Source organism: Pseudomonas gingeri (assembly GCF_013385425.1).
Lineage (GTDB): Bacteria > Pseudomonadota > Gammaproteobacteria > Pseudomonadales > Pseudomonadaceae > Aquipseudomonas > Aquipseudomonas gingeri_D.
Genome location: NZ_JACAQA010000043.1, coordinates 1 through 20,355 on the forward strand (window position 1 = coordinate 1; position 20,355 = coordinate 20,355).

Annotated in this window: 16 protein-coding genes and 1 pseudogene; 6 read left to right on the forward strand and 11 right to left on the reverse strand. The window is 56.1% G+C overall.

Translation table 11 applies throughout. The features are described 5' to 3' along the window. Positions 1-268 precede the first annotated feature (268 nt). Positions 269-2,029 carry a retron Ec67 family RNA-directed DNA polymerase/endonuclease gene (locus HX830_RS30660; protein WP_177104497.1) on the reverse strand — a complete coding sequence of 587 codons (1,761 nt, stop codon included), beginning with the start codon at positions 2,027-2,029 and terminating at the stop codon, positions 269-271. A 451-nt stretch (positions 2,030-2,480) separates the two neighbouring features. Between HX830_RS30660 and HX830_RS30665 the strand changes: the two are divergent. Next, positions 2,481-2,667 (forward strand): annotated as a pseudogene (locus HX830_RS30665) (transposase); the annotation flags it as partial. A gap of 297 nt (positions 2,668-2,964) precedes the next feature. On the opposite strand, the gene HX830_RS30670 reads toward HX830_RS30665, so the two are convergent. From HX830_RS30670 to HX830_RS30680, 3 genes are all read right to left on the reverse strand, one after another. Then, a complete protein-coding gene (locus HX830_RS30670) occupies positions 2,965-3,753 on the reverse strand; it encodes a hypothetical protein (RefSeq protein ID WP_177104499.1) in 789 nt (262 codons plus the stop codon). A 180-nt stretch (positions 3,754-3,933) separates the two neighbouring features. After that, complete coding sequence (locus HX830_RS30675; RefSeq protein WP_177104501.1) at positions 3,934-5,691, reverse strand: UvrD-helicase domain-containing protein; 1,758 nt, start codon at positions 5,689-5,691, stop codon at positions 3,934-3,936. Next, positions 5,684-7,756 carry an ATP-dependent nuclease gene (locus tag HX830_RS30680; protein ID WP_177104503.1) on the reverse strand — a complete coding sequence of 691 codons (2,073 nt, stop codon included), beginning with the start codon at positions 7,754-7,756 and terminating at the stop codon, positions 5,684-5,686. Before HX830_RS30680 ends, HX830_RS30675 begins: the two co-directional genes overlap by 8 nt. Before the next feature lie 176 nt (positions 7,757-7,932). Between HX830_RS30680 and HX830_RS30685 the strand changes: the two genes are divergently transcribed. Then, positions 7,933-9,152, forward strand: a protein-coding gene (locus HX830_RS30685) for an IS3 family transposase (protein ID WP_218171439.1) whose coding sequence is annotated in 2 segments (ribosomal slippage) — positions 7,933-8,278 and positions 8,278-9,152 — 1,221 coding nt in all. Because the reading frame shifts where the segments join, the coding sequence is not laid out codon by codon here. A gap of 282 nt (positions 9,153-9,434) precedes the next feature. Here the strand turns inward: HX830_RS30685 and HX830_RS30690 are convergent. Then, positions 9,435-9,998 carry a hypothetical protein gene (locus HX830_RS30690; protein WP_177104505.1) on the reverse strand — a complete coding sequence of 188 codons (564 nt, stop codon included), beginning with the start codon at positions 9,996-9,998 and terminating at the stop codon, positions 9,435-9,437. A gap of 137 nt (positions 9,999-10,135) precedes the next feature. After that, positions 10,136-10,777 carry a LysE family translocator gene (locus HX830_RS30695; RefSeq protein WP_177104506.1) on the reverse strand — a complete coding sequence of 214 codons (642 nt, stop codon included), beginning with the start codon at positions 10,775-10,777 and terminating at the stop codon, positions 10,136-10,138. 264 nt (positions 10,778-11,041) lie between these two features. On the opposite strand from HX830_RS30695, the gene HX830_RS30700 reads away from it, so the two are divergent. Continuing rightward, positions 11,042-12,448: a sodium:solute symporter family protein gene (locus tag HX830_RS30700; protein WP_177104508.1), complete on the forward strand. Its 1,407-nt coding sequence runs from the start codon at positions 11,042-11,044 to the stop codon at positions 12,446-12,448. A gap of 53 nt (positions 12,449-12,501) precedes the next feature. Here the strand turns inward: HX830_RS30700 and HX830_RS30705 are convergent, their stop codons facing one another. The 5 genes from HX830_RS30705 to HX830_RS30725 form a co-directional block, all read right to left on the reverse strand. Next, a complete protein-coding gene (locus tag HX830_RS30705) occupies positions 12,502-13,602 on the reverse strand; it encodes a quaternary amine ABC transporter ATP-binding protein (RefSeq protein ID WP_177104510.1) in 1,101 nt (366 codons plus the stop codon). Next, the gene (locus HX830_RS30710; protein WP_371317559.1) at positions 13,592-14,455 is read right to left on the reverse strand and encodes an ABC transporter permease; all 864 of its coding nucleotides are present in this window, start codon (positions 14,453-14,455) and stop codon (positions 13,592-13,594) included. The genes HX830_RS30705 and HX830_RS30710 overlap by 11 nt, the downstream gene beginning before the upstream one ends. A gap of 154 nt (positions 14,456-14,609) precedes the next feature. Next, positions 14,610-15,611 (reverse strand): ABC transporter substrate-binding protein, encoded by a 1,002-nt coding sequence (locus HX830_RS30715; protein ID WP_103496814.1) that lies wholly within the window; start codon positions 15,609-15,611, stop codon positions 14,610-14,612. Between the two features lie 41 nt (positions 15,612-15,652). Continuing rightward, entirely contained in the window at positions 15,653-16,492 is an 840-nt protein-coding gene (locus tag HX830_RS30720; RefSeq protein ID WP_177104514.1) for a pyrroline-5-carboxylate reductase family protein, read from the reverse strand. 32 nt (positions 16,493-16,524) lie between these two features. Next, on the reverse strand, positions 16,525-17,184 hold the full coding sequence (locus HX830_RS30725; protein ID WP_103496816.1) for a TetR/AcrR family transcriptional regulator: 660 nt from the start codon (positions 17,182-17,184) through the stop codon (positions 16,525-16,527). A gap of 135 nt (positions 17,185-17,319) precedes the next feature. Here HX830_RS30725 and HX830_RS30730 point away from each other — a divergent pair, with 135 nt between their 5' ends. The 3 genes from HX830_RS30730 to HX830_RS30740 all read left to right on the forward strand — a co-directional run bounded on the left by HX830_RS30730 (position 17,320) and on the right by HX830_RS30740 (position 20,298). Beyond that, positions 17,320-19,356: an NADH:flavin oxidoreductase gene (locus HX830_RS30730; protein ID WP_177104516.1), complete on the forward strand. Its 2,037-nt coding sequence runs from the start codon at positions 17,320-17,322 to the stop codon at positions 19,354-19,356. A gap of 25 nt (positions 19,357-19,381) precedes the next feature. Then, entirely contained in the window at positions 19,382-19,759 is a 378-nt protein-coding gene (locus HX830_RS30735) for a cupin domain-containing protein (RefSeq protein ID WP_177104518.1), read from the forward strand. A gap of 188 nt (positions 19,760-19,947) precedes the next feature. Further along, positions 19,948-20,298 carry a metalloregulator ArsR/SmtB family transcription factor gene (locus tag HX830_RS30740; protein WP_177104520.1) on the forward strand — a complete coding sequence of 117 codons (351 nt, stop codon included), beginning with the start codon at positions 19,948-19,950 and terminating at the stop codon, positions 20,296-20,298. Positions 20,299-20,355 lie beyond the last annotated feature (57 nt).

The window sequence follows — 20,355 nt, forward strand, 5'->3', positions numbered from 1 at the left end:
CGGGATCAGTTGACCACTACAGTTGTTAGGTGAACGCCCATTTTTTGGATTAAAAATGACTCCCGCCCGAATGACACTAAACTTAAGATCCGATAGGACGATGTAAACTGAAGGGCGAGATCGACCTGGAAAGCCGAGCAATTTGGCGGCACCGATACAAGGTGTGTGATTCGCATGGCAATGGCAACTGTAGTGGTTGGCCATTGACTATGGACTAAGACTCGCTCAAAAAGCCCTGTTTTTTGCGAATATGAGCCTGCACAGACTACTACCTTATCAAATCATAATGTTCTAAACACATAGTGATTCTGCTCAACAGCACATCAAACCCAGAAAAATCAATGGTATCTTTGTTAGCCACAACTACCTTACTCGCGAATATTTCTTTACCGAACTCGGTGTTCTTATCCATGTTATTTTCAGGATTAAACGACTTCCCCGAAATTTTAATATTACGTGTCGCTGGACTGAAGAGGCTTTCAATTGCCGAAAACTCTCCTTTGGGGCCTAAGGGATTCAGCACCACATAGAGATTTTTAGTAACATGAATAAAGTCTGCTTTTCGAAATTCACTCTTGCTCAATGTATCAGGGTAAGGAGTTCCGGAAAGCTTCCCTTTTAGCAATCCGTCGATACTATTGAAGCCCGAATCGTTATCTAATACAACAACCACAGGATTTTTCGGTTTCGGCGCATTATAAAATTTGTAATGTTCCTCAAATGAATTAAGGAATACATGAAGGTAAGACGTGCCGCCGTAGAGCTGTAGCAAAAAACGGGTGCGTTCGGTGTAGTTCATGAACGAGACCAGTAGTTTATAAGGGTTTGCTGCAGATTTAGGTATGGCTAACCGTGGATATTTCAGGGCAAGCTTGTTCAGAGCAGATTTCAAATAAACGTTATCAGTTTTCCCTTCACATAGTATTGTTGCAGTCTCATTACCATAAAAATGGCGATAGTATAAGAAACGACTGAATACTACCTCTCTCCCTGTCAAAAGTTTGCGCGTATTGATTAGATGATTGGACAATGCGTATTCTGGATTCAGCGGAGGATGCTGTCTCAAACGATTAAAATAATCAATTTGATCAATGAAATTTAGCTGACCCTGGAGTTCAAAAATATTCCCTTCAATAAATTTTCCGTCAACCTTTTTAGTAAATGATCCACTTTTGAATAATGAGTGGCATTGAGACCTTACTGTTCTCCAGTATTCATATCTTGTGTTTGGCTTTTTGTTTACAATCAGACCGGTAACGTCTTGACGCGAATCCATATATTGAATTCTTGTCTTTTTATGGTTGAGCTCAAAGCCGGCGCGTTTGATTTCGCTTTTGAGCTTTTTTCCAGGGGTATAGCTTCCTACATCTTCTTTCATTATTTGCGAAGGAAACACTTTTTCTCTGGTGGAAAAAGTCAGATCGTCAGCGTACCTAGAATACGTACATGAGTGGGACCGCGCCAACGCCGCAAGCCTTATGTCTAAAATATTTGTAATAAGATTAGTGATTACAGGAGAGCAAGGACTACCCTGCGGTAGTTTATTATCATGACATGCAATTTGTGCGATGGCTGTAGCAATGTCTGGGTTTAGACAGAACTCTCGATTAGTTATGAAAAAACCTCTAACTCGCCCAAAATTAAAACTATCAAAAAAATCTTTCAGGTCCACATTGAGAATATTTTTCTTATGCAGATGCATCATGGCATTTGTAATGATCGAGCGCTTGCGCACGAAGCCGTGTGAAAGTGTAGATTTTGAATCACTCCCTCCCACCCAAGCTTTCTCTATTTCTTCACTACAGTCCTGCAACAACAGAGAAAGAGAAGTCTGCAATGCTTTCAGTCGTTCAGATGGAGCGTAGATCGTGCGAGTTCCGCCGCTCTTTTTCGGAATTGTAAAGCTTTGATACTGTGTTGAAGGCTTGAGTTTATATAATAGATAAGTGAAGGCTGCTGGTTTAAAACCCAAAAGCAGTGCAAGCTCAGACTTCGTACGCACAGCTCGAAGAGCGTCTACTTTTCTCATTTTATCGCTTCAAGCGGAGGGGGAAGGTGGCTTATGGGCACTCTTACGCTACTGTAGGGACTGTCAAGAAGCGACAAGTCTCATAGGGGGCAATCCTTTCGGACAATTTTTCCACTGATCGCGATACGCGATCCAAAATCTGCCCATAAGCCACTTCAGAAGATAGCAAATAGCTAGCACACTTTCAAGCCTTACCTTCAGTTGAGACTGTAGCGTATGAAGGGGTATATATTGTGGCTCCAAGATGTAGAGACTAACCAAAGTACGCTAAAATCCGACCTCATCAACAACATATATTGATACTTTGGTTGCTAGCCTAGCGACTGTCCACTTGTGGCCGATTGCCGCCAGTCACACTGGACATCTGAGAAAAATGGGACGGCGGGCTCAACCGGTCAGTGCAACAAGATGCTGTAAGCGATCAGCCGACGTCTCAGGATAGAAAATAAATCTGTCACATTTTCACTACAAGCGATATGAACTTTCTGGCGCGGACTGGGGCATAGATCGCCGATCTTTTTACTACATATCGGTGCACCGGACGCCCGAGAGCTGATGCCCGCTTGATGCTCAACGGCGTGCTGTGGGGGCTTTACTCGAGCGCAGCCTGGCGGGACATGCCCGATCGATTCGGCCCGTGATCAATGGTCTATCAGCGATTTCGAAGCCCTGCGCCGCCCCGCCTGCTGGAGCTGTTGCAGCGCCAGCGCTGGAAAACGAGCGCGACAGTCGGTGACCGCTAATATTTCGCGCTCCATGCTGCAACGTAAGATAAAACTTTACGGCATCGTGCAGCCGAACCATCTGGAATGAATTACAACAGCCATCAGGCCATCATTCAAGAATCAACTCGGACCGGAAAATGTCCCGATTTACAACGTCGCGGTTTTCTCATCATCGTGAATTAGGATACAAATAATTTCAGACCCACTTGCTCACTCGAAGCTTCTGAAAAGCTCCGTTGCCTCATCATCGGAAAGCCCCCTCATGAACAGTTCATAGCTTTTCATTTCCTCTGCCGTAGGAACGGTGAAGTCTGGAATCGCCCGAATTCCATCAGCAATGTCCCTGCGAGAAATATTTCCCTGAATAATCATGCCGCTATTCATCTGATACTCCAGCGAGCCGCATTCCCGGTTCATGTACCCCACAGTACCACCCACCATCATCGCGCTAGGACGCTTCCTGACCTCATGCTTGGCGAGGGCGACACGTAGGGTCTCCAGCCTAATGAAAAGGAAATTGATACGCGCCAGATCGTCCTCCAGCGCCTTCACAAGCGAGGGGTCATCAATCAGAGCCTGAACCTCATCCGCCCTTTGTAGAGCTGTGTAGTTGATATATCCCCGGTCGCGGTTGAGGTCTTTGAGCTTTAGGTGAAGTCCTGAATTCTCAGCAGTTTTGACGTAGCCTTTGGCTTTCTCAATCCACGTTCGCATGACCTCATAAGCGCTGAAAATCCACATCTGTGACTGAGCGGCAAGGAAGACCGAGTCATAGGGGTTGGAGGTTTCGTTGAATTTCGCACGGAGGTAGTCGTACTCCAAATCCATCACGAATTCATCGACGATGGTCAGGTTCATCGACTGACTGACAAGGTTCATATCCGTGCTGAAGAATTTCAGCGATGTCAGAGACTCACCCAATGCGTATTGGGGAATCTGATCTGGGTGGAGATAGGAAGGCACATAGTCCCTGTCATGGCCGTAGTCATCGTCAATCATGAGCGCCCTCCCCCGTGTGGGATCCTATTATTCAATTGATCCGCAATCAGTTTTTAACTCATCAAGAATGTCTTGCGAAATATCAACACCTGGAGACGTATTTTGGAAGACTACAAGCCGAAGGAAATAGGAATGACATGCCTGAGAATGCCGTGCGTGGTGTTGGGCACAATACCTCTTTCAGTTACCCGGCTCTGGGGGAAGCTCAATGACGCATTCGTCGCCGAACCAAGCTGTAATCTGCCGAAGCGCATTTGGACTGAGCAGTTGGGTAAACAATAGTGCCAAACGTATTTTTGGACGTGAGCACGCCACGTAGAAGAGGTTGCGATTGTTTTCGAATCGCGCACGCTTATCCGCAGGAGGCCCAGCCTGACACCATTCGAGCATTTCAGCGAAGTTGTACTCGTTCCAGCCGCGTCCCAGGACAACGACCACATTCTCAAACTCAGCTCCCTTGACCCCATGCTTGGTCGCGAAGGGCGTGTGCCCATCGATGAACTCATCAAGTGCTATCAATTCACGATAAGGTACCCCGCGCAACTTTCGCAGCTGCGTAACCCGCCGAGGTTCTTCGTCACTCACCTCTTCCCCAGCAGCCTCCAACCTTTGCTCGTTCCGCACCACGGCATCGGGCAATTGCATTTGGGGCACCCTGCGGAGGTGATCAATTACGTCGCCAATGGTTCCTGTCAGCCTCAGCTCGTCCAGTGTGTCCATGGCTTCGACCCACGCCACTTTATCGCCATGCTGACGGATTGTTGGACGGTCACTCGCCAGGTGTTTGAACATTTCGCCATAACGGCGCTGAGCGTATGCCGCGCAAGCGGGTTCAAGATGATCAGTAAGGTACTTTATGTGCGGATCTTCTTTTTTTAACCACGACTCATTGAACCGCCCAAATATCGGTGGAATGGACTCGTAGCCCTGCTCCCGGGCAATGCCGCTATGGTTGAGGATCAAAATCTTGGTTTTCTTGGGAGAGAAGTCCCATCCTTCAGCGATGAGCTGCGCTTTCAGGTATAAAAAATATGCACGTGCAGCATCAGGGCTAGTATCACCTTTCCAATGCCCACCACCCTGTCCTGTTCGTCTAACGCCAGGCCAACCATTGGTGTGAAACACCCGAGCCTCACCGATCAATTCGGGGTCACTCACCATCTGAAGTAATTCCGGCCGCATGTGATTGAGTACGTCGACAATACGAGAGGCAGATCGGAAATTTGCGTTTTTGTCGATCACCTGAAGAGCTTCATGTTCAACCAAACCACAACCTGAACCGTAGATTTTTTGCCAATGATCCCCAAAGAGACCAATCAATGGCCCCTCTGCACGATCCAAAAACCATGACCGTAACGCTTCGAAGAACTGCTCATCGGTGTCCTGATACTCGTCGATAAACAAAATGGGATATCGCGAGGTGATCACCGCCCTGAATTTCTGCGACGGTAACGCTTGAATCATCAAGGTGAGCACATCTTCATGCCGAATTGAGACTTCTTCGTCAGAGACCCTAGGGATGCCCATTTCGTAATGGATTCGTCTCCCGCCTATGCCTCCCAGAGGTTCAAAGCGCTCTCGCCAAAAGTCTTGGCCACTGAGGAAGGTCCGAAGCGAGGTCTGAAAATCCTTGAGAACAGACCAGCAGAAGCCATGCACCGTCTCTGCTCGGATCGCAGGGTGGGCCTGGAAACGAGAGATGATTTCGTCTTTCGCAACGTTGGTATAGGTGATGCACGCAATCTGCTGCCCCTGACGGACCAAGGCAGTTCCCCTACGTTCGATCAGAAGGCTCAGAGCCTTCTCCAGAGAGTACGTTTTGCCCGCACCTGCTCCGGCTTCGAGTCGAAAACTTTGGCCTTCGTCGAGACATGCGAACATGCGTTCTAGTGCTTGTCGACCGGCAATATCTGCTGGGCTCTCCTGACGGTTAGGCATCACCATTGCCTCTTTCAGCGGCTATTACCTGGCCGGCAGCCTCTGCGACGGCGGCCATTGCTTGGACAGCTACCTGTGCATCGACGACCGGAGCGCCAACGGCTAACCATCGCAATCCTTCTGCGATATATCTAGGCACCGCCCAATTCGTATCCTCAATCGCATATTTCAGAGCGAACTCAGATTTTTTCTGATCAGCCGCAAGCCCATAAGCCAAAAGCGCTGCATCACCTTGGCCTAAATCAAATCGGCCCAGATTTGCCAGAATGAAGGCGTCCTCAAAACTCCTTCCCGATGGTCCATCGGCCACCTCAGGTACCTGGTACGCCAGGCGCCTAGTTCCCTTCGTCCTCTCTGCCGACGTTTTTGCAAGCAGTTGCGTCGGAGAGATGTTGGGTTCAAACCAGTCCTTGAGGCATCCATTGCTGGTGAACTGGCCTTCTGCTACGGGACAAGCCTTTCGTTTGTTGTCCGCGTTTGGCTTAACGGAATCGATATCCGTCACAATCAGGGTACGCAGCTCCAGGAAGGAGAGAAGGTCATGGAATCGGTGCGCATACGCCCCACCAACTTCCATCACAGTCACGTATTGACTCGCAAGCTTAGGCTCGCCGACCGCGGCTGCGTCAGTTTTGGCAATCATGGTCGGCAGAAGCAGACGCTCAGATGTGCCTTCAACCAAAATTGCCTTGTCTGCAAAGAACAGATCACAGCGCGTGAGCGTGAGGTACTGGTACAGAAAGTCTCTATCCGGCAGGGACACGCCCCCCATCCCCTGTCTGAGGTCCTTGATTTTTGACTGCCGGATACCGTGTTCATCGGCCGCTGACAAGAAGTAACGCATGGTTTCAAAGCGCGCCTCGTTGGCCATATGCGGAGAGTGAGTGGAAATCACAAACTGCACTGGCCATGGCCGACTGTCGTTCAGCTGCTTCTCAAACTCCCCTTTGATCAGATGGAGCTGACGGATGAAGACCTCCTGCATCTGGGGATGCAAGTGTGCTTCAGGCTCTTCGATGAAAATGAGGTGGACACTTGCCGCTGCTGGCGTTGCCTGGAACTCCCTGAAAAATTTCAGCAACTGAAGAAGGATGTATACCAGGTTGCGAACGCCTAAACCGTTGTAGCTCTCCGGCAAAGTCAGCCCATTTACGCCCCGATACCTAACCTGCGTATGGTCTTTAAGCAGCCGCTCGACATCAAAGGTCGTGACGGTAGTAAGGCCGGGATCATCGAGCCCCGGGTATCCAAACAGCTCGAATGTCGGGAGTAGGGATGTCAGGCCGGCATTGAAGCCGTCATGAAGATCTTTCTGAATTTTTTCAACGGCACCGTGAAGTTGTTCAGCGGTTGTGCGCTTTTGAGGATCAGTCGGATCCGTCAAGGCCGACTGGAAAAGCACCTCAACCACTTTGCCAAGAACATCGCGCTCCCGATGCGTGTCGTCGTCCAGTCCGCGTTGCGCATTGATAAATCCTCCGCGGATCAGGGTGGTGAGAGATCTGAGTTCAAGATCCTTTCGATTCGTGGGGTCGTTAGGGTCGACAGCTTCAAGTCGAGCCTCGTAAGACGATGCTAGGCGTACCTTGATCAGGTTAAAAAACGCAGACCGCTCAAGTTGTTCATCTCCGGGCAGCGGAATTGCCTCAAACAATGAATCCAGAGCTGTAGGTTTCGACCCATACGTGAGGACGATGCGTGCGCACGAACAATCTGGATCAAGATCCACAATGCACTCGCTGAGCGAACCCAGATCTGGCGCGTTGATGTCGTAAGAAATGTCCAGCGTGACTTGGACCGCTGGAAGCATGGCTGCGACGTCGGCACGGGGAACACCATTATGCAACGCATCAAATGCTGTCCAAAACCGCTCGTGGCAGCCGAGGGAAAAGTCCTCCAATTTGAAAGAGGGCACCCTGTCCGAGAGCAGCCGACGAAACACCTCGGCAATAGACGTTTTGCCACAATTGTTCCGCCCGACAATCAAAGTGGTTCCAGCTTCAAGCCCAAGACTGACGTCTTGAAGCAACCTGAAATTCTGAATCTCAACGCGCTCGATCTGCATGATGTCCCTACCGTGAAATCGTATGGCCATCAATGTAGATGCAAACGCAGAGTAGTCAATACCGACTCAAAAATGCACTCTGACGTCGACGATTAAAGTTCTCTCGTGAACGAGCCCCATGAAAGACAGGACACCGTTCCCCCCTTAAGATAAGGGATAGGCAAACGGGTATGTTTATGACTAACAGCAACGATAAGGGTGGCGAGCTGCTCGGCCAGGAACGCCGACGCCGCTGGAGTACCGACCAGAAGCTGGCCATGGTTCGCGAGAGCCTTGAGCCTGGGCAAAGCGTGTCCGTGGTTGCCCGGCGCAACGGCATCAACGCCAACCAGCTGTTCCTGTGGCGCAAGCTGTACCAGGACGGAAGCCTGTCGGCGGTTAGTGCTGGCGAGGCCGTGGTGCCGGCGTCTGAGCTGAGTGATGCACTCAAACAGATCCGCGAATTGCAACGGATGTTGGGCAAGAAGACGATGGAAGCGGAAGTCCTCAAAGAGGCCGTGGAGATCGCCCGGTCGCGAAAATGGATTGCGCACTCACCCTTGTTGCCGGGGGACGACCAGTGAAACTGGTCAGCGAATGTCTCGGTGTGTCGCGCTCGCAATTAACGGTTCGAAGCAAGCAATCGATATCGCCCGTCGCACGGCGAGGCCGGCTCGTGAACGATACGGAATTGGTCGCCGAGATTAAGCAGCAAGTCAGCGAACTGCCCAGCTATGGCTACCGTCGTGTCTGGGGCTTGTTACGCCGCGCACGTGAAATCCAGTTGCTGCCCGCCATCAACGTGAAGCGGGTTTACCGGGTCATGCGTGATCACAACCTGCTACTTGAACGTCGCATCAAACAGCCTGGCGTACCGCGCCGGCATGAAGGCCGTATTGCCGTGAAAACCAGTGATACACGCTGGTGTTCGGACGGCTTTGAGTTCCGTTGCGACGATGGTGCAAAACTGAGCGTGACCTTTGCCCTGGACTGTTGTGATCGAGAGGCTATCGGCTGGGTTGCGAGCCCGACCGGCTACAGCGGCGATGACATCCGAGACTTGATGTTGGAAAGCGTGGAGAAGCGTTTTGGTGATCAACTGCCGAACACGCCCGTGCAGTGGCTGAGCGATAACGGCTCGGCCTATATCGCCGAGCAGACCCGCTTGTTTGCCCGCCAGATCGGCTTGCAGCCGGTGACCACGCCGGTACGCAGTCCACAAAGCAACGGTATGGCGGAGAGTTTCGTGAAGACGATCAAGCGAGATTACGTGGCGCACATGCCCAAGCCTGATCGAGAAACAGCGCTGCGCAATCTGACGATTGCCTTCGAGCATTACAACGAGCAGCATCCGCACAGCGCGCTGAAATATAGGTCGCCGAGAGAATTTAGGCGCTTGGCAGCGGCATCAATTTAACGGGGAATTGGTGTCCGGTCTGGTAGGGGCAAGTCCATCTCGACCCCAACCACACCCACTGGCAGTATTCCGCGGAGCAGGTTACTCCGTAGTTTGAATAGAACGACCTGCGGAAGCATCATAGCGACTCTCAACCGGAAGACCCGAATCTTAGCTAGCCGTTAGCGGATAACCGTCCGCTTCGAGTCGATAGTAGCCTGTTGTGACTACCCCCTTTCGCCCCTTAGCCGCCTCTCGAGAGAGCTCCAAGTTGGCTATAACTCGCTCCAACCTCTGACCTGCTCAGAGTTCCCAGTGCTCCTCGACCTGGTAGAGCGGCTTGCCGTCCATCAGCAACTTGATGACATCTATGTGTGCCACGTAGTCAGCCTCAGAGAACTTAGTCCATCGCGGATTACGCTTTTGCGCGGCGATGAATGCTGAGCGCGCCTTGCACATCGCGACGCGGTTCTTCGACAGGAAACTGCGCAATCCTTTGAACAGTTCGAAATCCAGCGGAGGGTGGAGCAAGGCGACTCTCGGGTGCTGGTGGTGGCCACCGCAGACCAGCACCGTTTTCAAGTAGATGTTGACTAGCTTCTGGGCACGGCCGAAGGAGAAATCGGTCACGCCCAAGCGCGCAGCCTCGACCTCTATCTTCTTCATGAAGCCGATCTGCCATTTATCGACGTTCTGGCCGATGCTCTCTGGCCCGGTTACCAGGCCCAGGCCGCTTGCCTCTATCAGATCGAAAGCCAGGGAATTACCCCCGCCGGCCAGACCGCGGCCATACGCTGCGGCGGCGCACCACTTGGCATAGAGGTGTTTGTGTTTCTCGATGGGATACTGGGTTGCAGGTGTAGTCATGTGGATTCTTGCTCTGGAGTGCAGAAGGCGAACATTTGAGTGGCCCCCTTTTTCTAGCAGCCTCTCTGCCTCATATACCTTGAAACGTCAGCTCTTGGCCGATTGCCGCCGCTCACGCTCGACAGCTTCCCCCTCCCCTAAACACTCTGCCGACGCATGCTCAGTACCGCCGCACCAAAGCCAATAAAGGTCGAACCCACCACCCGATTCACCCATTTGGAAAATACGGGACGGATCAGCAGGCCTTTGGCGCGAGAGGCCAGTGCGGCATACAAACTCAAGGACGTCAGCGACAAGGCCATGAAGATCGCCGTGAGGATCAGAAATTGCGGCAGCAGTGCAGCGCTTTGATCGATGAACTGCGGGAACAGCGCGGTGAAAAATATCGTTGCCTTGGGGTTGGTGGCCGCCGTCAGGAACGCCGACTTGTACAGTTTGCCGCGCGACGGTCTGTTGCGCGTCGGGTGACCTTGAGCTTCACCTGCCAGTACCGGGCTCTTTTTCAACAACTGCTTGGCGCCCAGATAGAACAGATAACCGGCACCGGCGATCTTCACCGCGTTGAACATCCATTCGGAGCTGGCCAGCAACGCCCCGAGCCCCAGCATGGCCGCCGCCGACAGACAGAACAGGCCACTGGCATTACCCAGTGACGACCACAGGGTGGAGCGCGGGCCGTAGGTGATGCTGTTGTTCAATGCCATCAACGTCGCGGGACCAGGACTGGCGATGGCAATACCCCCAACCAGGGTGAAGGCAAGAATCGAGTGAACATCCATTTTTCTGACTCGTCGGGAACTGAAGGACCAATCCTACAAGGGTAATCGGAATGTTTCATCTCCAATAGTTCAACGTCTTTCTGGCCCGCACCGATACCTTTAAGGTATTCACCAATACTTACTCAATATTAGACACCTAAAACCAAAGGTAGGAAGCTAAAAGCCACAACAACAATACTTAAAGAGCATCACCATGAACCCAGCCTGCGAACGCGCCCCTGCTGCATTTCCCTCAACCTTCATCACGTTGATCGGGCAATGACCATGCAGTCCCACTCCTCCTGGATCGTCCTTTCCATCACCGCGTTCTACATGCTCAGCCTCGCGCTGATCAGTTTCGGTGTGCGTCGGCACTCGCGTAGCGCCAATAACTACACCACCGGCGGCGGGCACTTTCCGGCGTTTCTGATCGGCTTTTTGATGCTGTCGGAATTTATCGGCACCGCCGTCAGTATCGGTACCGCGCAAACCGGCTTCAAAACCGGTATCTCCGCCGCCTGGAACCTCTTCGCCCTGGCCCTGGGCTTTGTGTTGTTCGCCTGGCTGCTGGCGCGCAAATACAAGGACCTGGGCGACAACACCATCTCCGGCGTGCTGTCGCGCAACTACGGGCAGAAAACCCGTTTTGCCACCTCGATCATCACCATCTTCGCCCTGGAAATCGTCGCGGTGTCCATCTATGCCAGCGGCGGCGCGGTGCTGGCCAGTGTGCTGCAAGTCGATCGCACCCTGGCGATCATCATTGTCGGTGTGGTGTCGGTGCTGTACGTCAGCATCGGCGGTATGCGCTCGGTTATCTATACCAACTTCGTCCACGCCAGCCTCAAGTACCTCGGCGTCGGGTTGGCGTTGTGGTTCGGCTTGAAACAGGTCGGCGGCATCAGCGCACTGCGCACTCAACTGCCGCCCAGCATGTTCGACTGGACCGCCATCGGCTGGGGTCAGATCATCGCCTGGATGATCGCCGGCATCGGCTCGATCTTCTCCACCCAGTATGTGATTCAAGCAGTGAACACGGTCAGCGACGCGGGCAAGGCGCAACGGGCGTGCTTCTATTGCGCGGGTCTGATGATTCCCTTCGGTATCGGCGCGGCCTTGATCGGCATGTGCAGCGCCGCCTTGTTTCCCCAGGTGGATTCGCTGCAAGCCTTTCCGCGCCTGATCGCGAGCATGGATCAATTGACCGCCGGCCTGGTGGTGGCGGGTTTGGCCGGTTCGCTGTTCGGCACCATCTCGGCGGTGAGCATGGGCTCGGCCACGTTGTTGCTGCGGGACTTCTACGAGCCCTGGTTCAACCCGGAAAAAAGCGACGTCAAATCCCTGCGTTTTGTCCGACTGGCGACCGTCGTCGTCGGCCTGCTGCCGATCGCGTTGGCCCTGACCTCCGACAAGGTGCTGATGATCGCCTTCCTCGGCAAAGCCCTGCGCGCGTCCCTGGCGGTGCTGGTGCTGATGGTGTTCTACGCGCCTAAATTCGGCACGCCGAAAGCCGCGTTCATCAGCATTATCGCCTCCCTGGTGGCGACCGTCGGATGGTTCCTGGCCGGCAATCCGTGGGGCATCGACAATGCCTATATCGCGCTGTTCACGCCGCTGGTGATCATGAGCATCGGCCACCTGATGCGACGTGGCACGAACGGCTCGCCCTTCAAAACCCTTGAACAGCCTTGATCCCGGCGCCCTAGTCAAACCCTGAGAGATCGAGCCACCCTGGGCTTGATCTCTCAGCGCAGCAGCGCCTGCGCCACACTTCTTGACGGCGCCACCGACGACGCTTCGCTCACGGTCGAAGTGACCATGGTCGCGATGATCGACTTGAGCGCCAGTTGCCCCACGGGCTGCCCCTGGCTGTCCGTCACCACCAGCTCATCGACGCCCGCTTCAACCAGCCGCTTGACCGCCGACTCCAGTGACGTCCCCAGAGGGACCGTCAGCGCGGCCTGGGCCTTGACCTGGACAAACGGACGCATGATGGCCTCGACGCTGATCACCCGGCCGCGGTTCACTTCCTTGACGAAGTTGGCGATGTAGTCGTCGGCGGGACTCATGACGATCTCCTGCCGGGTGCCTTGTTGCACCACCTCGCCGTCACGCAGGATCGCGATGCGATCACCGATGCGCAGCGCCTCATCCAGGTCATGGGTAATGAAGACGATGGTCTTCCTGATTTCTTTCTGCAGGTCCAGCAGCACCGATTGCATGTCCATGCGGATCAGCGGATCCAGGGCCGAGAAGGCTTCATCCATCAACAGGATCGGCGCGTCGCTGGCCAGGGCCCGGGCCAGGCCGACCCGCTGCTGCATGCCGCCGGACAGCTGATTCGGGTAGTGCAGTTCGTAGCCCTTGAGGCCGACCCGCTCCAGCCAGCCCATGGCGATCTCCACTTGCCGGCCACGGGCCATGCCCTGGATCTCCAAGCCATAGACGGCATTCTCGAGCACGGTGCGGTTCGGCAGCAGCGCGAACTTCTGGAACACCATGGAAATGCTGTGCCGGCGAAATTCCCGCAACTCGTGGGGGCTCATCTTCAGCACATCCACGCCACCGACCATGACTTCGCCGGCCGTGGGCTCGATCAGGCGGTTGATATGGCGGATCAAGGTCGATTTGCCCGACCCGGACAGCCCCATGATCACCTGGATGCCGCCGGATGGCATGCTGATATTGATGTCCTTCAGGCCCAGCACATGACTGTGCCGGCTCAGCAGCTCGGCCTTGCTCATGCCCTGCTTGACCCGCTCGATACTGGCTTGCGCCTCGTAACCGAAGATCTTGTAGAGATGCCTGATTTCGATGCCGAAATCATCGCTCGGATTAGTGGCCATGAACCCGCTCCAGGTGCTTTTGCAGTCTTCTGCCGTAGGCCTGGCTGACCCGGTCGAAGATCACCGCAATGCCGACAATCGCCAGGCCGTTGAACATGCCCAGGGTGAAGTACTGGTTGGAAATGGCCTTGAGCACCGGTTGCCCGAGCCCCTCGACCCCGATCATCGAGGCGATGACCACCATGGCCAGGGCCATCATGATCGTCTGGTTGATGCCGGCCATGATCGATGGCAACGCCAGCGGCAACTGGACATTTTTCAGTTTCTGCCAACTGGACGAACCAAAGGCATCGGCGCACTCCAGCATCTCGGCATCGACGTGGCGGATGCCGAGGTTGGTCAGGCGGATCATCGGCGGCAAGGCATAGACCACCACCGCGATCAGCCCGGCGACCTTGCCGATGCCCAGCAACATCACCACCGGAATCAGGTAGACAAAGCTCGGCAACGTCTGCATCACGTCGAGCACCGGGCTGATCAGGTTGCGCAGGCGATTGGAGCGGGCCATGGCAATGCCGGTGGGCAAACCGATGACGATGGAGATGACGGTGCAGACGAAGATCATCGACAGGGTTTTCATGGTGTCGGTCCACATGTCCAGATAACCGATCGCCATCAGCGTGAACACGCACCCCAGGACGATGCGCCAGCTGCGACTGGCGAACCAGGCAATCAGCGCCACCAGCACGATGATGATCGGCCACGGTGTGCTGGTCATAAATCGTTCGGATTGATTGAGGAACACTTGCAGCGGCTGGAAAAAAGCTTCGAACGCATCGCCGTAGGTACTGGTGAAATGACGAAAGGCCCCGTCGATGACCTTTTTCAAGGCGCGGAGTCTTTCGTCATCCATATGTGGAAAGCTGAGCAACCACTCCATGACATTCCCCTTTCGTAGAAGACCGTAAGAACGCTGGCAGGTCGTTTCAATACATGGGTGTTTTTATTGTTGTTGCCGCCAAGGGAGCCATGCAGCCCGTCGCAACGGACTGCATGGCTCCGCGGGATTACAGCGCGGCCTTGATCTTGCTCGACGCCTCAGGGCTGACCCACTGGCTCCACAGCGCTTCGTTGTTTTTCAGGAAGTACTTGGCGCCCTCCTCGCCGGTGGCCTGGTTATCGGTCATCCAGGCGATCAGCTTGTTCACCGTGGTATTGGACCAGGCGCGCTTGTTCAGGTAGGCCATGACGGTGGGCGAGCGCGCGGCGAAGGACTTGGTGGTCAAGGTATAGACCCGATCGATCGGCCAGCCGTTGGGTTTCGGATCAGGACAGTCGGCGACCGTGTTGCAGCGCTTCCACTCCGCCGGATCGACCGCATGGCCATTGTCCAGTTTCACCATCGGGTACTTGCCCAGCAACGCGGTGGGTGCCCAGTAGAAGCCCAGCCAGGGCGCCTTGCGCTCGTAGGCCTTGGCGATGGAGCCGTCCAGCGCCGCCGCCGAGCCGGTATCCACCAGCACAAAACCGGCCTTCTCGAAACCGTAGGCCTTGTAGAACTGGCTGGTGACCACCGTGCCGCCCCAGCCTTGCGGACCGTTGTAGATCGCGCCTTTCTTGGGGTCGTCCGGGGCCGGAAACAGTTCCGGGTGCTTCTTCACATCATCGAAGCTCTTGATGTCCGGATGGGCGTCGGCGATGTATTTCGGAATCCACCAGCCTTGCGAGCCGCCGTCGGACAAGGAGTTCGCCGCCTGAATCAGGTTACCGCTCTGAATGCCCGTCCTGACGACCTCGGGCACCAGGTCGATCCAGCCTTCCGGAGCGATGTCGGGTCGGCTTTTTTCGGCCATCGAGGTGATGGTCGGCACCGTATCGCCGGTGACCAGGCTGGCATTGCAGCCGTAGCCGGCATTGAGGATCAACTTGTCGACGTTGGCCATCACCTCGGCCGATTGCCAGTTCATATTGGCGATGGTCACATCGCCGCACTCCGCTGCTGCCGCCCATCCACTGAAGGCGACGATCCCCAGGGCAAGTCCCGTCTTCGAGAAAGACTTTATATTCATAAACGCTAACCTCGATTGCGGCCAGAGTTAGGAAGGGCCAACTACCGCGTCATCGGACCTTCTTGGGTGTCAGCAGAATGGACAAATGGACCCATGGCACTGGCGACCGAGGCCGCCGAATCCAGACCTGCTTTTATTGTTTTATCGAAGCCGCCGGCAATCATGGCTTCAAGGCCCGCGGCGGTGACGCCGCGATAACTGATGAGTGTCTGCAAGAGTTCATCGACGCTGTAGCCAGGGCCGATCAGCTGGCTGGCGTCCACCACCACGGCGTTCACCGCACGCCGGGCAATGGCGGCAGGCAGGCCGACGCCCAGGGCATGTTCGAGCAGGCTGCGCGCCAGCAGCGCCGGGTAGGCCGGCCCGGTCCCCACCAGCGCCGTGAGGTAGTTCAAATGACCTTCGCTGAAGATTTGATCGGCGCCACCGAAGGTTTCGAACAGCCGCTGGGCAAAGGCTTTCTGCGGGTCGCTGACCGCCTGCGCGGCCAACCAGGGCGTGTAGGACTTGCCGATTTGCGCGGCGGCATTGGCCATGGCGCGGATCACCTGGCGGCTGCCGGTCAGCGCCATCACCTCCGCCAAGGGCACACCGGCCATCAAGGAAATCACCAGGCGGTTTTCAGCGAAAATCTCCACCTCGGCAAACTGTTCGGGACGTACGGCGAGGATGATCACCTCACAACGCTCCACCAGGGCCTGGTTGTCACAGGTCAGCGTCACCTGCGAGCGCCTGGCGCCCGGTAACGGGTGACGGCCGCTGCGGTTCGAAAGCACCAACGCCTCGGGCGGGACAAATGCCTTGTCGAGCAGCGCCTGGGCAATCGAGCGGCCAAGCCATCCCGATCCACCGATAATGCCTATCGTGGGTGCGTCGAACATATGAACCTGCCTTCGTCAGTCAGAAGTCGCGGTCATTGCGGGTTGGGGGGTGACGCGTCATCCGTGACATACCCATGGCGGGCGTAGAAACGTTTCAACTCGCGCTCCAGGGGTTCCTGGCCGGTAAAGATCTTCACGTACTCGGGAATCCGCCGCATGCGCTCGCCGATGTCCTCCCGGGTGTTGGTGCTGATGTAGCCGATCTGAGTCAGGTAGATCGTTCGCGCCCGCACATCGGCGGCGTCGAAGTCATAGTCGAAACGCCTGAACATCCGGATCAACGCTTCACGTCGGGCGATGTCGGCGACCCGGATATGTTCGGCCACTTCAGCGGACTGCAAGGCCCAGCTGCGCATGGCGAACTCGAACTGTGAATCGAACAGGTCGGGGTTCAGCCAACAGTCGAAAACATTGAGCATCGCCTCGGCAATGCTCTCGGCATAACACTCGGTCTGGGCCACCAGGTTGCCGGTGTTCTTCACCCGCCAACGTTCGATCAAGGCGCCGAGCAGCTCTTCGCGGTCCTTGAAGAACCAATAGAAACTGGTGCGCGACAGCCCCAGCTTCTTGGCCAGCGGCATCACCCGGACCGTATCGACGCCGCACTCGGTCAGGCTTTCATATGCGGCGTCGAGCCACCCTTCCAGGGACCCTCTCCAGCCGCTTTCTACTGCTTTGGATGGTTCGTTCATGGCTCGATCCTAATCCCTCACCCAGCGCTGCGCAAGCAAAATGTACACCTATGTCCAGTGTGTTGACACAGGTGTACATTTCGCCCTACCGTAATTTCAACCGAGGTCCCTGCCCTGTTCCGGAGAGTCTTGACGATGCTGAACGATCCGCTCCTCCAGCCCTATCAGTTGAAGCACCTGACTCTGCGCAACCGCATCATGACCACCGCCCATGAACCGGCCTATCCGGTGGACGGCATGCCCAAGGCGCTGTATCGCGCCTACCACGTGGAGCGGGCGAAGGCCGGCGTGGCCCTGACCATGACCGCGGGGTCGGCCGCGGTTTCCCGGGACAGTCCGCCGGTGTTCAACAACATCCTCGCCTACAAGGATGAGGTGGTCGGCTGGATGCGCGACCTCACCGACGCCTGCCACGAGCATGGCGCGGCGGTGATGATCCAGTTGACCCACCTGGGCCGGCGCACGCGCTGGGACAAGGGCGACTGGCTGCCCGTGGTGTCACCGTCGTTCGAACGCGAGGCCTCCCATCGCTCTTTCCCGAAGAAGATGGAAGACTGGGATGTGGAACGCATCATCAAGGACTATGCCGATGCCGCCGAGCGGATGAAGGCCGCCGGCCTGGATGGCATCGAGCTGCAAGCCTATGGGCATCTGATGGATCAGTTCTGGTCACCGCTGACCAACGACCTCGAGGCGCCCTATGGGGGCTCCATCGACAATCGGCTGCGCTTTACCTTCGACATCCTGCGGGCCATCCGCCAGCGTGTCGGCCATGAGTTTATCGTCGGCGTGCGCTATACCGGCGACGAGCAAATGCCCGGCGGGCTGACCCAGGCCGATGGCCTGGACATCTCCAGGCGCCTGAAAGACAGCGGCATGGTGGACTTTCTCAACGTGGTGCGCGGGCATATCGACACCGACGCCGGCCTGACCGACCTGATTCCGATCCAGGGCATGCGCAACTCACCGCACCTGGATTTCGCCGGGGAGATTCGCGCCGCCACCCAATTCCCGACCTTTCATGCGGCGAAGATCCCGGACGTGGCCACCGCCCGCCATGCCATCGCCTCGGGCAAGATCGATATGGTCGGCATGACCCGCGCGCACATGACCGATCCGCATATCGTGCGCAAGATCATCGAGGGTCGTGAAGAGGATATTCGCCCCTGCGTCGGCGCCAACTATTGCCTGGACCGGATCTACCAGGGCGGGGCCGCCTATTGCATCCACAACCCGGCCACCGGCCGCGAAACCAGCATGCCCCATGACATTCCCAAGGCCGCGCGCCAGCGCAGGATCGTGATTGTCGGGGCCGGTGTCGCCGGGCTGGAAGCGGCACGGGTGGCGGCGGAACGTGGCCATGAGGTGGTGGTGTTCGAAGCCGCCAACCAGGCCGGCGGGCAGGTTCGACTCACCGCGCAATCGGAACGGCGGCGGGAAATGATCAGCATCGTCGAGTGGCGCATGGCCCAGTGCCTGGCGCGCGGCGTGAGCTTTCGTTTCAATACCTGGGCCGAAGCCGGCACCGTGCGGGACGAAAACCCGGACGTGGTGATCATCGCCACCGGAGGCCTACCCCACACCGAGATTCTCTCGGCCGGCAATGAGCTGGTGGTCTCGGCCTGGGACATTATTTCCGGGGATGTGAAACCCGGGCGCAATGTCCTGCTGTTCGACGATGCCGGTGATCATGCCGGCCTGCAAGCCGCCGAGTTCATTGCCAGAACGGGCGCGAAAATCGAAATCATGACCCCGGACCGGACCTTCGCGCCAGAGGTCATGGCGATGAACCTGGTGCCCTATATGCGCTCGCTGCAAGCGCTGGATACCACCTTCACCGTCACCTTCCGCCTGCTCGCGGTAGAGCGCGAGGGCGCCGGGCTGCTGGCAAGCATCGACAGCGACTATGGCAGTGCGCGCAAGGTCCGGCGCGTCGATCAAGTGGTGGTCAACCACGGCACCCGACCGCTGGACGAGCTGTATTTCGAGCTGAAACCGGCGTCCAGCAACGGTGGCGTGGTTGAGCAGCAGGACCTGATCGTCGGCCACCCGCAACAGCTCGTGACCAATCCGGACGGCACATTCCAGCTGTTCCGCATCGGCGATGCGGTGGCAGCGCGCAACACCCATGCCGCGATCTACGACGCCTTACGACTGGTCAAGGACTTGTAAGCCAACCCACTCCCAGGTGCAAAACATGCCAGACAATGAAGCCCCCTCCTGGAAAATCAGCGCCAAGAACGGCATTCAAGGCCCGGTCAACGGCTCGCTTTATCATTCGTCTTCCGCTGATGAATGGCTGCCGACGGCGGCGGAAGGCTTTTGGATCAAGCCGCTGTTCGAGGACCCCGAGCGCGGTGAAAAGACCCTGTTGATGAAGGTCGATCCCGGCGCCCAGGTCGCCAGTCATACCCATGCCGGGGAGCTGGAGCAGTTGTTCGTACTGCAAGGCTCCTTCTTTGATCAGGAACGAACATTGAATGTCGGCGACTACTGTTGCCGGGCGCCGGATGCGGCACATAGCACGGGTTCGGTACAGGGGGCTATTTTGCTGTTGATTTATACCCGCCGGTGAATAGAAGCCGCAGACGATGACATCCCCCCCAAGTCCGTTACGCTCGGGGGGTTGTGCCCCCCTCCTCCAGAGCTGACACCACAACGCCCGATCCCGGCTCAACGCCGTCCGCACCGGCACTATCGACACAGCCTATAAATATGTATATTCGAATATACGAATATTCATATGTATTGTGAGACACCACCATGAGTCTTTCCCCCGCCACTGTCTTCAAGTGCCTCGGTGACGAGACCCGCGCTCGGATCATGCTGATGCTCTGCGAACAGGGAGAGCTTTGCGTCTGTGAACTCATCTGGGCGCTGGACGATAGCCAGCCGAAAATTTCTCGTCATCTTGCCCAGCTACGCACCTGCGGGCTGCTGGAAGATCGCCGCCAAGGGCAATGGATCTATTACCGCCTGCACCCGCAGTTGCCGGAGTGGGTCTCGGACATTCTCCAGGTGACCCTCAAGGCCAATCGAGCCTGGGTCGACCGGGGCACCGACCGCCTTGCCTCCATGGCAGACCGCCCTGTTCGCCAGGCCGCTTGCTGCTGAGCCCGCGCCCGAGACAATCAAAGGTTGGCCGCCCTCTCACACTTCCCATCCCGCTCA

Bases quoted from the DNA above. Each gene is read 5' to 3' on its own strand.
- HX830_RS30660 (WP_177104497.1), bottom strand. From the start codon at position 2,029: ATGAGAAAAGTAGACGCTCTTCGAGCTGTGCGTACGAAGTCTGAGCTT.
- HX830_RS30670 (WP_177104499.1), bottom strand. From the start codon at position 3,753: ATGATTGACGATGACTACGGCCATGACAGGGACTATGTGCCTTCCTAT.
- HX830_RS30675 (WP_177104501.1), bottom strand. From the start codon at position 5,691: ATGCCTAACCGTCAGGAGAGCCCAGCAGATATTGCCGGTCGACAAGCA.
- HX830_RS30680 (WP_177104503.1), bottom strand. From the start codon at position 7,756: ATGCAGATCGAGCGCGTTGAGATTCAGAATTTCAGGTTGCTTCAAGAC.
- HX830_RS30690 (WP_177104505.1), bottom strand. From the start codon at position 9,998: ATGACTACACCTGCAACCCAGTATCCCATCGAGAAACACAAACACCTC.
- HX830_RS30695 (WP_177104506.1), bottom strand. From the start codon at position 10,777: ATGGATGTTCACTCGATTCTTGCCTTCACCCTGGTTGGGGGTATTGCC.
- HX830_RS30700 (WP_177104508.1), top strand. From the start codon at position 11,042: ATGCAGTCCCACTCCTCCTGGATCGTCCTTTCCATCACCGCGTTCTAC.
- HX830_RS30705 (WP_177104510.1), bottom strand. From the start codon at position 13,602: ATGGCCACTAATCCGAGCGATGATTTCGGCATCGAAATCAGGCATCTC.
- HX830_RS30710 (WP_371317559.1), bottom strand. From the start codon at position 14,455: ATGGATGACGAAAGACTCCGCGCCTTGAAAAAGGTCATCGACGGGGCC.
- HX830_RS30715 (WP_103496814.1), bottom strand. From the start codon at position 15,611: ATGAATATAAAGTCTTTCTCGAAGACGGGACTTGCCCTGGGGATCGTC.
- HX830_RS30720 (WP_177104514.1), bottom strand. From the start codon at position 16,492: ATGTTCGACGCACCCACGATAGGCATTATCGGTGGATCGGGATGGCTT.
- HX830_RS30725 (WP_103496816.1), bottom strand. From the start codon at position 17,184: ATGAACGAACCATCCAAAGCAGTAGAAAGCGGCTGGAGAGGGTCCCTG.
- HX830_RS30730 (WP_177104516.1), top strand. From the start codon at position 17,320: ATGCTGAACGATCCGCTCCTCCAGCCCTATCAGTTGAAGCACCTGACT.
- HX830_RS30735 (WP_177104518.1), top strand. From the start codon at position 19,382: ATGCCAGACAATGAAGCCCCCTCCTGGAAAATCAGCGCCAAGAACGGC.
- HX830_RS30740 (WP_177104520.1), top strand. From the start codon at position 19,948: ATGAGTCTTTCCCCCGCCACTGTCTTCAAGTGCCTCGGTGACGAGACC.